Below are 12,124 nucleotides of genomic sequence, written 5' to 3'. Positions count from 1 at the left end.
CCTGTTGATGGATTGAACAAGTGATGCCCTCGATGCAGCCCGACCCCCGCAGCGGCAGCGCCGCACAGATGACCGGCCAGCCGTGCTTCGTGCGCGTCACCGGCACGCGCGGCACGCGCTTCGTGGAGTTCGAGTTCGCCATCGGCGACCCCGAGCTGGCCGTGGAGCTGGTGCTGCAGTTCGACCAGTTCCGCGAGTTCTGCGCGCGCCACGCGGTGCGCCACCTGAGCACCGAAGAGGGCGCGCGGCTGGACTTCGAGCGCATGAAGTGGCGCTTCGGCGCGCCCGGCATCGACCACTGAGACGCCCCCCATTTTTTTCCCGCGACAACCAAGGAGACACCCCGTGCAAGTCGACATCAAGACCTCGGACATCCGGCCGATCCGGCAGACCTTCTCGCATGTGGCGCGGCGGCTCGGCGACAAGCCGGCCTCGCGCTACCAGGAGGCCACGCTGGACATGCAGCCCACCGCCAACTTCCACTACCGGCCGCTGTGGGACCCGCAGCACGCGCTGTACGACAAGCGCCGCACGGCGCTCGTGATGGCCGACTGGTACAGCTTCAAGGACCCGCGCCACTATTACTACGGCGTGTACACGATGACCCGCGCGCGCCAGGGTGAAGGCGCCGACCGCCAGTTCGAGTTCGCCGAGAAGCGCCAGCTGCTGGCCCAGGCCGATGCGGGCGTGCGCGAGTCGCTGCAGCAGGTGCTGGTGCCGCTGCGCCACTACGAGTGGGGCGCCAACATGAACCACAGCTACTGCTGCGGCTATGGCTACGGCACGGCCATCACGCAGCCCTTCATCTACGCGGCCATGGACCGCCTGGGCATCGCGCAGTACCTCTCGCGCGTCGGCCTGCAGATCGACGCCAACTCGGGCCGCGCGCTGGACGCCGGCAAGGAAGCCTGGCTCGCCCACCCGGCCTGGCAGGGCGTGCGCCGGCTGATGGAAAACCTGTTCGTCACGAAAGACTGGTTCGAGGTGTTCGTGGCCCAGAACCTCGTGCTCGACGGCCTGCTGTACCCGCTGGTCTACCGCCACTACGTGAACGCGCACAGCGCCGCCACCGGCAACGCGCTGGCGATGCTGACCGAGTTCATGAACGAGTGGTTCGACGAGAACGTGCGCTGGGTCGACGCCACGCTGAAGACCGCCGCCGACGAGTCGCCCGCCAACGCCGAGCTGCTCGCGCAGTGGTACGCGAGCTGGCGCGACCAGGCCGTGCAGGCGCTGGCGCCGCTGGCCGCGCTGGCCTTGGGTGCACAGGGCGCCGAGGTGCTCAAGACGCTGCACGCCGCACTCGACGCGCGCGTGGGCCGCCTGGTGCGCACGGGCGCTGCCGCCTGACGACCGAATCGATCGAACCAAGGAGACCCTCCCATGACCACCGCCACCGCCGAAGTGTCCCGACCGCCCGTCTTCATCGCGCTGCAGACCGGCGAGGCCGCGCGCGCCATCGTCGAGGCCATCGTGGCCGACAACCCCGGGGCCACCGTCACCGAGTACCCCGCGATGGTGAAGATCGACGCGCCCGGCCGCCTCGTGATCCGCCGCGAGAGCGTCGAAGCCCTGGTCGGCCGCCGCTGGGACCTGCAGGAGCTGCACCTGAGCCTGATCTCGCTGTCCGGAAGCATCGAAGAGACCGACGACGAATTCACCCTCCACTGGGGCGCCTGAGCCCAGGCCTCACCGGACCACGACCAAGGACCACGCCATGACCACCCAAGCAGCAGCAAAGACCCCCACGACCCCGCGCCTCGGCCTGAAGGAACGCTACGCCATGATGACGCGCGGCCTCGGCTGGGAGACCACCTACCAGTCGATGGACGACGTGTTTCCCTTCGACAAGTTCGAGGGCATCAAGATCCACGACTGGGACCAGTGGGAAGACCCGTTCCGCCTCACGATGGACGCCTACTGGAAGTTCCAGGGCGAGAAGGAGAAGAAGCTCTACGCCATCATCGATGCGTTCCAGCAGAACAACGGCCAGTTCAACATCAGCGACCCGCGCTACCTGAACACGCTCAAGCTGTTCCTCACCGGCGTCTCGCCGCTGGAGTACGCGGCGCACCGCGGCTATGCCATGGCCGGGCGTTCGCTGCGCGGCGTGGGCGCGCGCGTGGCCTGCCAGATGCAGTCGATCGACGAGCTGCGCCATGCGCAGACGCAGTTCCACACCATCAGCCACTTCAACAAGTACTTCCACGGCCTGCACGACCCGCAGCACATGCACGACCGCGTGTGGTACCTGTCGGTGCCCAAGAGCTACTTCGAGGACGCGATGAGCGCGGGGCCCTTCGAGTTCATCACCGCCATCTCGTTCTCGTTCGAGTACGTGCTGACCAACCTGCTGTTCATGCCCTTCATGAGCGGCGCCGCCTACAACGGCGACATGGCCACCGTCACCTTCGGCTTCTCGGCGCAGAGCGACGAGTCGCGCCACATGACGCTGGGCCTGGAGGTGGTGAAGTTCATCCTCGAGCAGGACCCGGACAACGTGCCCATCGTGCAGAAGTGGGTCGACAAGTGGTTCTGGCGCGGCTACCGCCTGCTCACGCTGGTGGCGATGATGATGGACTACATGCTGCCCAAGCGCGTCATGAGCTGGTCCGAGGCCTGGGAGATGTATTTCGAGAAGAACGGCGGCGCGCTGTTCGAGGACCTCGCGCGCTACGGCATCCGCATGCCCAAGTACCACGAGGTCGCCTCGAAGGAAAAGAGCCGCATCTCGCACGAGGCCTGGGCCATCTTCAACAACTACGGCCACGCCGCCAACTTCAACGTCTGGGCACCCAAGCCCGACGAGATGAGCTGGCTGGCCGAGAAGTACCCCGAGACCTTCGACACCCTGTACCGCCCGCGCTTCGAGTGGCTGGCCGAACAGGAGAAGCAGGGCAAGCGCTGGTTCAACAACACGCTGCCCATGCTGTGCCAGACCTGCCAGATCCCGATGGCCTTCACCGAGCCCGACGACCCGACCAAGATCTGCTACCGCGAGAGCAGCTACCACGGCATGAAGTACCACTTCTGCTCCGACGGCTGCAAGGACGTGTTCGACGGCGAGCCCGAGAAGTACGTGCAGGCCTGGCTGCCGGTGCACCAGATCTACCAGGGCAACTGCTTCCCCGAGGGCACCGACCCGACGGTGGAAGGCTTCAACCCGCTGGCGGCCGTGCTCGACTACTACCACATCAACGTCGGCGCCGACAACGGCGAGTTCAACACCTCGCCCGACAAGGCCAACTGGGAACGCTGGACAGGGCAGGACCTGTCGGCGGCCGAGCCCAAGGTGGCCTGAGCACCCAGGCCCCACCACCCCTCATCGACCCCCGCGCTCCCGCCGTGCCCCACGCACGGCGCGGGCGGCGCTCACCCCGAAACAAGGAGACCGACATGTCTGTTGTTGCACTCGCCCCCGGCTACACCGGCACCGTCATGGACAGCGAAGACCGCTTTCACGGCAACCGCCTGCTCTACATCGGCTGGGAAGACCACCTGCTCTTCTGCGCCCCCGTGTGCCTGCCGCTGCCCGCGGCCATGCCCTTCGGCGCGCTCGTCAGCGACGTGCTGCCCGGCGTGTACGGCAGCCACCCCGACTTCGAGAAGGTCGACTGGTCGAAGGTCGAATGGTTCGACTCCGGCAAGCCCTTCGCGCCCGACGCGTCGAAGTCGCTGGCCGACAACGGCCTGGTCCACAAGTCGGCGCTGCGCTTTCGCACGCCCGGGCTCACGGGCATCGGCGGCTCGTTCAGCTGAGCACAGGAAGGAGGGCCTTGCCATGAGCTTCCAGATCATGATCGAGCCGCTCGGCCAGGCCGTGGCGGCGCGCGACGGACAGACCGTGCTCGATGCCTGCCTGCGCGCCGGCGTGTGGTTGCCGCACGCCTGCGGCCACGGCGTGTGCGGCACCTGCAAGGTGCAGGTGCTCGAAGGCGAATGCGAGCACGGCGACGCCTCCAACTTCGCGCTCATGGACTTCGAGCGCGACGACGGCAAGATCCTCGCGTGCTGCGCGATGGCGCAGGCCGACCTGGTCATCGAGGCCGAGATCGACGAAGACCCCGACGCGCAGTTCCTGCCGCTGGAAGACTTCGACGCCGAGCTGGTCGAGGCCCGCATGCTCACGCCCACCATCCGCGGCCTGTGGCTGCGCACCGACCGGCCAGCACCGTTCCAGGCCGGCCAGTACGTGATGCTGCACGTGCCGGGCGTGGAGGGCGCGCGCGCCTTCTCGATCGCCAACGCACCCGACGACCACCTCGTCGAGCTGCACATCCGCCGCGTGCCGAATGGCCGCGCCACGGGCTGGCTGCACGACGAACTGCAGGTGGGCCAGCGCCTGCGCTTCACCGCGCCCAACGGTCGCTTCTTCGTGCGCAAGTCGGCGGGGCTGCCGATGATCTTCGTGGCCGGCGGCTCGGGCCTGTCGAGCCCGAAGTCGATGGTGCTCGACCTGCTGGCCGAAGGCTGCACCTTGCCGATCACGCTGGTGCAGGGCGCGCGCAACACCGAAGAGCTGTACTACCGCGCGCTCTTCGAGCAGCTCGCCGAGCAGCACCCGAACTTCACCTACGTGCCCGTGCTGTCCGACCTGCCAGCCGACAGCGACTGGCCCGGCGCGCGCGGCTTTGCGCACGAGGCGCTGAAGGCCCATTTCGCGAACGACTTCCGCGGCCACAAGGCCTACCTGTGCGGGCCGCCGCCGATGACCGAGGCCTGCATCGCCACGCTGATGCAGGGGCGCCTGTTCGAGCGCGACATCTACACCGAGAAATTCTTCACCGCCGCCGATGCCGCGTCCGCGGCGCCGCGCAGCCCGCTGTTCAAGGCGTTGTGACGTGGAGCCGGTCATGCGCTTTTCCGTCGCCATCGGCAACACCAGTGAGCACTACCTGTGCCGCGCCGACCAGACCCTGCTCGGCGGCATGGAGCAGCTCGGCCGCAAGGGCATCCCGGTCGGCTGTCGGGGCGGCGGCTGCGGCGTGTGCAAGGTGCGCATCGAGTCGGGCGCCGTGCGCCGCGAGCGCATGAGCCGCTGCCACGTCAGCGCCGAAGAAGAAGCCCAGGGCTACGTGCTGGCGTGCCGCGCGTATCCGCAGAGCGACCTGGCCCTGCGCGCCGTCGAGAAGCTGGCGCGCTGCATCGAGCGGCGCCTGGCGGCGTCGCAGCCCGCCGTTCCCCGTTCCCCCACCTGAACTTTTCCCTCACCCACCAAAGGAGACTTCCATGGCACTCACTGGCGTCATTCGCCCCGGACACGTGCAACTGCGCGTGCTCGACCTCGGGGCCGCCCTCACGCACTACCGCGACGTGCTGGGCCTGATCGAAACCGGGCGCGATGCGCAGGGCCGCATCTACCTCAAGGCCTGGGACGAGCACGACCACCACAGCGTCGTGCTGCGCGAAGCCGACGAGGCCGGCATGGACTTCATGGGCTTTCGCGTCGACTCGCCCGCCACGCTCGACCAACTCGCCGCCGACCTGAAGGCCAGCGGCCTGGCCACCGACATGCAGTGGATCGAAGCCGGCGAGCACCTGCGCACGGGCCCGCGCTTTCGCTTCACCGTGCCCACCGGCCATGCCATCGAGCTCTTCGCCGAGAAAGAGAAGGTCGGCAACGGCATGCCCTACGAGAACCCCGAGGTCTACCCCGACGACCTCAAGGGCATGGCGCCTTCGCGCTTCGACCACTGCCTGCTGTACGGCGACGACCTCGACGGCACCATGAAGCTGTTCACCGAGGTGCTGGGCTTCCAGCTCGCCGAGAGCGTGGTGGCTGGCCCCGAGCGCATGTACATCGCGGCCTTTCTCACCTGCTCGACCAAGCCGCACGACATCGCCTTCATCCGCCACCCCGAGAAGAACAAGTTCCACCACGCCTCGTTCCTGCTCGACAACTGGGGCGAGGTGCTCAAGGCGGCCGACATCATCACCAAGAAGCGCGTGTCGCTGGACATCGGCCCCACGCGCCACGGCATCACGCGCGGCGAAACCATCTACTTCTTCGACCCGAGCGGCAACCGCAACGAGGTGTTCTCGGGCGGCTACATCTTCTATCCCGACAAGCCGCCGCTGGTGTGGACCGACGACGAACTCGGGCGCGCGATCTTCTATCACGACCGCAAGCTCAACGAGAACTTCCTGAGCGTGGTGACCTGAAGGAGACGGTGCGATGAAACAGTTCATGAACTTCATCGGCGGCGAGTTCGTCGCCACGACGAAGACCTTCGACAACCGCGCGCCGGTGGACAACCGCGTCATCGGCAAGGTGCACGAGGCCGGCCGCAGCGAGGTCGACGCGGCCGTGCGCGCCGCGCGTGCGGCACTGAACGGCGAGTGGGGCCGCATGAGCGTCGCGCGCCGCGTCGAGCTGCTGCATGCGGTGGCCGACGAGATCAACCGGCGCTTCGACGACTTCCTGGCGGCCGAGATGGCCGACACCGGCAAGCCGCACGCGCTGGCCTCGCATGTCGACATCCCGCGCGGCGCGGCCAACTTCAAGGTGTTTGCCGACATCGTGAAGAACGTGCCCACCGAGAGCTTCGAGATGGCCACGCCCGACGGCGGGCAGGCGCTGAACTACGCCGTGCGCTCGCCGCTGGGCGTGATCGGCGTCGTGTGTCCGTGGAACCTGCCCCTGCTGCTCATGACCTGGAAGGTCGGCCCCGCGCTGGCCTGCGGCAACACGGTGGTGGTCAAGCCTTCGGAGGAAACGCCCGCCACCGCCACGCTGCTGGGCGAGGTGATGAACGCGGTCGGCATCCCGCCCGGCGTCTACAACGTGGTGCACGGCTTCGGGCCCGACTCGGCCGGCGAGTTCCTCACCACGCACCCGGGCGTGGACGGCATCACCTTCACGGGCGAGACGCGCACCGGCGAGGCCATCATGGGCGCGGCCGCCAAGGGCGTGCGGCCCGTGTCCTTCGAGCTGGGCGGCAAGAACGCCGGCATCGTGTTCGCCGACGCCGATTTCGACAAGGCCGTGGCCGGCATCACGCGCTCGGCCTTCGAGAACTGCGGCCAGGTGTGCCTTGGCACGGAGCGCGTCTACGTGCAGCGGCCGATCTTCGACAAGTTCGTCGCGGCGCTCAAGGCCAGGGCCGAGGCGCTCAAGCCGGGCCCGTCGGAAGAGGCCGGCGTGGGCATCGGCCCGCTGATCTCGCGCGAGCACCAGCAGAAGGTGCTGTCGTACTACGCGAAGGCCGTGAAGGAGGGCGCCACCGTCGTCACCGGCGGCGGCGTGCCCTCGATGCCCGGCGCGCTGGCCGAGGGCCACTGGGTGCAACCCACCATCTGGACCGGCCTGCCCGAGACGGCCTCGGTGATCCGCGAGGAAATCTTCGGCCCCTGCTGCCACATCGCGCCCTTCGACACCGAGGAAGAAGCCATCGCGCTGGCCAACGCCACCGACTACGGCCTGGCGACCACCGTGTGGACCGAGAACCTGGGCCGCGCCCACCGCGTGGCCAAACAGGTGCAGGTCGGCATCTGCTGGGTCAACAGCTGGTTCCTGCGCGATCTGCGCACGGCCTTCGGCGGCGCCAAGTCGTCGGGCATCGGCCGTGAAGGCGGCGTGCATTCGCTCGAGTTCTACACCGAGCTGCGCAACGTCTGCATCAAGCTGTGAGGGCCCGGCGGTGAGCAACCCCGAAATCGCGAACAGCATCCGCACGGGTGCCTTCCACACCAACGTCCACGACCTGGGCGAGGGCGCGCCGGTGCTCTTCATCCACGGCTCGGGCCCGGGCGTGAGCGCGTGGGCCAACTGGCGGCTGGTGCTGCCGGTGCTCGCGCAGACGCGCCGCGTGATCGCGCCCGACATGGCCGGCTTCGGTTTCACCGAGCGCGTGCCCGGCGCGGCCTACACCATGGACGCCTGGGTGCAGCAGGCGCTCGACCTGCTCGACGCGCTCGACATCGAGCGCGCCGACGTGGTGGGCAACTCCTTCGGCGGTGCGTTGGCATTGGCGCTCGCCATCCGCGCGCCGCACCGCGTGCGCCGGCTGGTGCTCATGGGCAGCGTGGGCGTGCCCTTCGCGATCACGCCGGGGCTCGACGCGGTGTGGGGCTACACGCCCTCGTTCGCGAACATGCGCCGGATCATGGACGTGTTCGCGTTCGACCGCGCCCTCGTCACCGACGAGCTCGCGCAGCTGCGCTACGAGGCCAGCACGCGGCCCGGCTTCCAGGAGACCTTCGGCGCGATGTTCCCGGCGCCGCGCCAGCGCTGGGTCGATGCCATGGCGAGCCCGGAGGCCGCCATTCGCGCGCTGCCGCACGAGACGCTGCTGATCCACGGCCGCGAAGACCAGGTGATCCCGCTGGCCACCTCGCTCACGCTGAGCCAGTGGATTCCCCGCAGCCAGCTGCATGTGTTCGGCCGCTGCGGCCACTGGACGCAGATCGAGCACAGCGCGCGCTTCGCCCGCCTGGTCGGCGACTTCCTGAACGAAGCCGATCGACCGATTGATTGATTCACCCGAGACAGAGCAAAGGACAGAACCCCCCATGGACCCCACCCTCATCCAGCGGCTCGGCGACGAGCTCTACGACGCGCTGCGCGAGCGCAGCGTCGTGGAGCCGCTCACCAGCCGGCACGCAGGCATCACCATCGCCGACGCCTACGGCATCCAGCAGCGCATGATCGCGCGCCGCCTCGAGGCCGGCGAGCGCGTCGTCGGCAAGAAGATCGGCGTGACCTCGCGCGCCGTGATGAACATGCTGGGCGTGTTCCAGCCCGACTTCGGCTACCTGCTCGACGGCATGGTCGTCGGCGAGGGCGAGTCGATCGACAGCCGCACGCTCATCCAGCCCAAGGCCGAGGGCGAGATCGCCTTCCTGCTCAAGCGCGACCTCATGGGCCCCGGCATCGGCAACGCCGACGTGCTGGCCGCCACCGAGTGCGTGATGCCCTGTTTCGAGATCGTCGATTCGCGCATCCGCGACTGGAAGATCCAGATCGCCGACACCGTGGCCGACAACGCCTCCTGCGGCGTGTTCGTGCTCGGCGACCACGCGGTCGATCCGCGCCGCATCGACCTGGCCACCTGCGGCATGGTGCTCGAGAAGAACGGCGAAATCATCGCCACCGGCGCGGGCGCCGCCGCGCTCGGCTCGCCGGTGAACGCGGTCGCGTGGCTGGCCAACACGCTGGGTGCGCTGGGCATCGGGCTCAAGGCGGGCGAGGTGATCTTGTCGGGCGCGCTCGCCGCGATGTTCCCTGCCAAGGCCGGCGACAACTTCCGCGTCTCGATCGGCGGCCTCGGCGGCTGCTCGGTGCGCTTCCATTGAAGGAGACAACCCCATGACGACCCCGACGAAGATCAAGTGCGCGCTGATCGGCCCCGGCAACATCGGCACCGACCTGCTCGCCAAGCTGCAACGCAGCCCGGTGCTCGAACCCGTGTGGATGGTGGGCATCGACCCCGAGTCCGACGGCCTGAAGCGCGCCCGCGAGATGGGCCTGAAGACCACGGCCGAGGGCGTGGACGGTCTCTTGCCGCATGTGCAGGCCGACGGCGTGCAGATCGCGTTCGACGCCACCAGCGCCTACGTGCATGCCGAGAACAGCGCCAAGCTCAACGCGCTGGGCGTGCTCATGATCGACCTCACGCCCGCGGCCATCGGCCCGTTCTGCGTGCCGCCGGTCAACCTCAAGAGCCTGCTGATGGAAGGCGGTGCGCGGCCGGCCAACGTCAACATGGTCACCTGCGGTGGGCAGGCCACCATCCCGATGGTGGCCGCGGTGTCGCGCGTGCAGCCGGTGGCCTACGGCGAGATCGTGGCCACCGTGTCGAGCCGTTCGGTCGGCCCGGGCACGCGCAAGAACATCGACGAGTTCACGCGCACCACGGCCGGTGCGGTCGAGCGCGTGGGCGGCGCGGCCAAGGGCAAGGCGATCATCATCGTCAACCCGGCCGAGCCGCCGCTGATCATGCGCGACACGGTGCACTGCCTCACCGAAGGCCCGCCCGACGAGGCGCGCATCACGGCCTCGGTGCACGAGATGATCGCCGAGGTGCGCAAGTACGTGCCGGGCTACAAGCTCGTGAACGGACCGGTGTTCGACGGCCACCGCGTGTCGATCTACCTGGAGGTCGAAGGCCTGGGCGACTACCTGCCCAAGTACGCCGGCAACCTCGACATCATGACCGCCGCCGCGGCGCGCACGGCCGAAATGTTCGCCGAAGCGATGCTCGCCAGCCTTCCGCAACCCGAGCCCGCCGTGGCCTAGGAGCACCCCCATGACCACCACGACGAACACGAATCTGAAGGGCCGCCGCGTCACCCTGCACGACATGACGCTGCGCGACGGCATGCACCCCAAGCGCCACCTGATGACGCTCGAACAGATGACGCACATCGCCATCGGGCTCGACGAAGCGGGCGTGCCGCTGATCGAGGTGACGCACGGCGACGGCCTGGGCGGCAGCTCGGTCAACTACGGCTTTCCCGCGCATTCCGACGAGGCGTATCTGGGCGCCGTGATCCCGCTCATGAAGCAGGCCAAGGTGTCGGCGCTGCTGATTCCCGGCATCGGCACCGTGGACCACCTGCGCATGGCGCACGGCCTGGGCGTGCACACCGTGCGCGTGGCCACGCACTGCACCGAGGCCGACGTGTCCGAGCAGCACATCACCATGGCGCGCCGGCTCGGCATGGACACGGTGGGCTTTCTCATGATGGCCCACATGGCCTCGCCCGAGACGCTGGTGCGCCAGGCGCTGCTCATGGAAGGCTACGGCGCCAACTGCATCTACGTGACCGACTCGGCGGGCCACATGCTGCCCGACGATGTCACGGCGCGCATCGGCGCGGTGCGTGCGGCGCTCCAGGCCGACACCGAGCTGGGGTTTCACGGCCACCACAACCTCGCGATGGGCGTGGCCAACTCGGTCGCGGCCGTCGCGGCCGGTGCCAACCGCATCGACGCCGCCGCCGCCGGCCTGGGCGCGGGCGCGGGCAACACGCCGATGGAGGTGTTCGTGGCGGTGTGCGACCGCATGGGCATCGAGACCGGCGTCGATGTGTTCCGCATCCAGGACGTGGCCGAGGACCGCGTGGTGCCGATCATGGACCACATGATCCGCGTCGACCGCGACTCGCTCACGCTGGGCTATGCGGGCGTGTATTCGAGCTTCCTGCTGTTCGCCAAGCGCGCCGAGAAGAAGTACGGCGTGCCCGCGCGCGAGATCCTGGTGGAGCTGGGGCGGCGCGGCATGGTCGGCGGGCAGGAAGACATGATCGAAGACACGGCCATCACGCTGGCCCGCGCACGCAAGGCCATGCAGCAACAACAGGAAGGAGTGGCGGCATGAAGCTCAGCCAAGACACCATCGCCGCGCTCGCCGAGCACCTGGAGACCTGCGAGCTGGAAGCGCGCGACACGCCCAAGATCACCGACGAGCATCCCGAGATGGACTGGGACGACGCCTACGCCATCCAGAACGAGATCCGCCGCCGCAAGCTCGCGCGCGGCCACCGCATCATCGGGCTGAAGGCCGGGCTCACCTCGCACGCCAAGATGAAGCAGATGGGCGTGACCACGCCGGTCTTCGGCTTCATGGCCGACAACTACGCGCTGCCCGAAGGCGGCGAGTGCAAGGTGAGCGAGCTCATCCACCCGAAGGTCGAGCCCGAGATCGCGTTCGTCACCAAGCGCGCGCTCAGCGGCCCGGGCTGCCACATCGGCGCCGTGCTCGCGGCCACCGACTTCGTGTTGCCGGGCATCGAGGTGATCGACAGCCGCTACCGCGACTTCAAGTTCGACCTGAAGAGCGTGGTGGCCGACAACACCTCCGCCTCGCGCTTCGTGGTGGGCGGACGCGCCGTGCCCGCGAGCGAGGTCGACCTGCGCACCGTGGGCATCGTGCTGGAGAAGAACGGCCAACCCGTGGCCTTCGGCGCGGGCGCCGCCGTGCTCGGCCACCCGGCCGCGGCGATCGCGATGCTGGCCAACCACCTGGGCGCGCGCGGCGAAGAGATTCCGGCGGGCACGCTGATCCTGTCGGGCGGCATCACCGAGGCCGTGGCCGTGCAGGCGGGCGATGCCGTCACGCTGAAGGTGCAGGGCATGGGCAGCGTGGGCCTGCGCTTCGTCTGATCTGCATCAACCACTGAA

14 protein-coding genes are annotated in these 12,124 nt (G+C 68.6%); all 14 read left to right on the top strand.

Features of this window, described 5'->3' with window-relative positions:
- Nucleotides 1-32: 32 nt before the first annotated feature.
- The 14 genes from ACAM52_RS28580 to dmpH all read left to right on the top strand — a co-directional run bounded on the left by ACAM52_RS28580 (nt 33) and on the right by dmpH (nt 12,106).
- Nucleotides 33-302, top strand: coding sequence for a phenol hydroxylase subunit (locus ACAM52_RS28580; protein ID WP_174250303.1), 270 nt, complete (start codon nt 33-35; stop codon nt 300-302).
- 43 nt (nt 303-345) lie between these two features.
- Nucleotides 346-1,350: an aromatic/alkene monooxygenase hydroxylase subunit beta gene (locus ACAM52_RS28575; protein ID WP_369645216.1), complete on the top strand. Its 1,005-nt coding sequence runs from the start codon at nt 346-348 to the stop codon at nt 1,348-1,350.
- A 33-nt stretch (nt 1,351-1,383) separates the two neighbouring features.
- The gene (locus tag ACAM52_RS28570; RefSeq protein WP_174250302.1) at nt 1,384-1,680 is read left to right on the top strand and encodes an MmoB/DmpM family protein; all 297 of its coding nucleotides are present in this window, start codon (nt 1,384-1,386) and stop codon (nt 1,678-1,680) included.
- A gap of 37 nt (nt 1,681-1,717) precedes the next feature.
- On the top strand, nt 1,718-3,301 hold the full coding sequence (locus tag ACAM52_RS28565; RefSeq protein ID WP_369645215.1) for an aromatic/alkene/methane monooxygenase hydroxylase/oxygenase subunit alpha: 1,584 nt from the start codon (nt 1,718-1,720) through the stop codon (nt 3,299-3,301).
- Between the two features lie 95 nt (nt 3,302-3,396).
- A complete protein-coding gene (locus tag ACAM52_RS28560) occupies nt 3,397-3,759 on the top strand; it encodes a phenol hydroxylase subunit P4 (protein WP_369645214.1) in 363 nt (120 codons plus the stop codon).
- Nucleotides 3,760-3,781: 22 nt separating this feature from the next.
- Nucleotides 3,782-4,840 carry an NADH:ubiquinone reductase (Na(+)-transporting) subunit F gene (locus tag ACAM52_RS28555; RefSeq protein ID WP_369645213.1) on the top strand — a complete coding sequence of 353 codons (1,059 nt, stop codon included), beginning with the start codon at nt 3,782-3,784 and terminating at the stop codon, nt 4,838-4,840.
- Between the two features lie 13 nt (nt 4,841-4,853).
- The gene (locus tag ACAM52_RS28550) at nt 4,854-5,198 is read left to right on the top strand and encodes a 2Fe-2S iron-sulfur cluster binding domain-containing protein (protein ID WP_062475237.1); all 345 of its coding nucleotides are present in this window, start codon (nt 4,854-4,856) and stop codon (nt 5,196-5,198) included.
- A gap of 31 nt (nt 5,199-5,229) precedes the next feature.
- Nucleotides 5,230-6,162, top strand: coding sequence for a catechol 2,3-dioxygenase (locus tag ACAM52_RS28545; protein WP_369645212.1), 933 nt, complete (start codon nt 5,230-5,232; stop codon nt 6,160-6,162).
- Between the two features lie 13 nt (nt 6,163-6,175).
- On the top strand, nt 6,176-7,630 hold the full coding sequence (locus tag ACAM52_RS28540) for a 2-hydroxymuconic semialdehyde dehydrogenase (protein ID WP_369645211.1): 1,455 nt from the start codon (nt 6,176-6,178) through the stop codon (nt 7,628-7,630).
- Nucleotides 7,631-7,640: 10 nt separating this feature from the next.
- On the top strand, nt 7,641-8,477 hold the full coding sequence (locus tag ACAM52_RS28535; RefSeq protein WP_095746807.1) for an alpha/beta fold hydrolase: 837 nt from the start codon (nt 7,641-7,643) through the stop codon (nt 8,475-8,477).
- Between the two features lie 34 nt (nt 8,478-8,511).
- Nucleotides 8,512-9,294 (top strand): 2-oxopent-4-enoate hydratase, encoded by a 783-nt coding sequence (dmpE, locus tag ACAM52_RS28530; protein ID WP_369645210.1) that lies wholly within the window; start codon nt 8,512-8,514, stop codon nt 9,292-9,294.
- A 13-nt stretch (nt 9,295-9,307) separates the two neighbouring features.
- Nucleotides 9,308-10,237 carry an acetaldehyde dehydrogenase (acetylating) gene (locus ACAM52_RS28525; protein WP_062475133.1) on the top strand — a complete coding sequence of 310 codons (930 nt, stop codon included), beginning with the start codon at nt 9,308-9,310 and terminating at the stop codon, nt 10,235-10,237.
- 10 nt (nt 10,238-10,247) lie between these two features.
- Nucleotides 10,248-11,321 carry a 4-hydroxy-2-oxovalerate aldolase gene (gene dmpG, locus ACAM52_RS28520; protein WP_369645209.1) on the top strand — a complete coding sequence of 358 codons (1,074 nt, stop codon included), beginning with the start codon at nt 10,248-10,250 and terminating at the stop codon, nt 11,319-11,321.
- A complete protein-coding gene (gene dmpH / locus ACAM52_RS28515; RefSeq protein ID WP_369645208.1) occupies nt 11,318-12,106 on the top strand; it encodes a 2-oxo-3-hexenedioate decarboxylase in 789 nt (262 codons plus the stop codon). Before dmpG ends, dmpH begins: the two co-directional genes overlap by 4 nt.
- Nucleotides 12,107-12,124 lie beyond the last annotated feature (18 nt).

It is taken from the genome of Variovorax sp. V118 (genome assembly GCF_041154445.1).
GTDB classification, from domain to species: Bacteria; Pseudomonadota; Gammaproteobacteria; order Burkholderiales; family Burkholderiaceae_C; genus Variovorax; species Variovorax boronicumulans.
The sequence above is the reverse complement of the archived record's forward strand: the minus strand, read 5'-3'. Positions and strand labels throughout refer to the sequence as shown.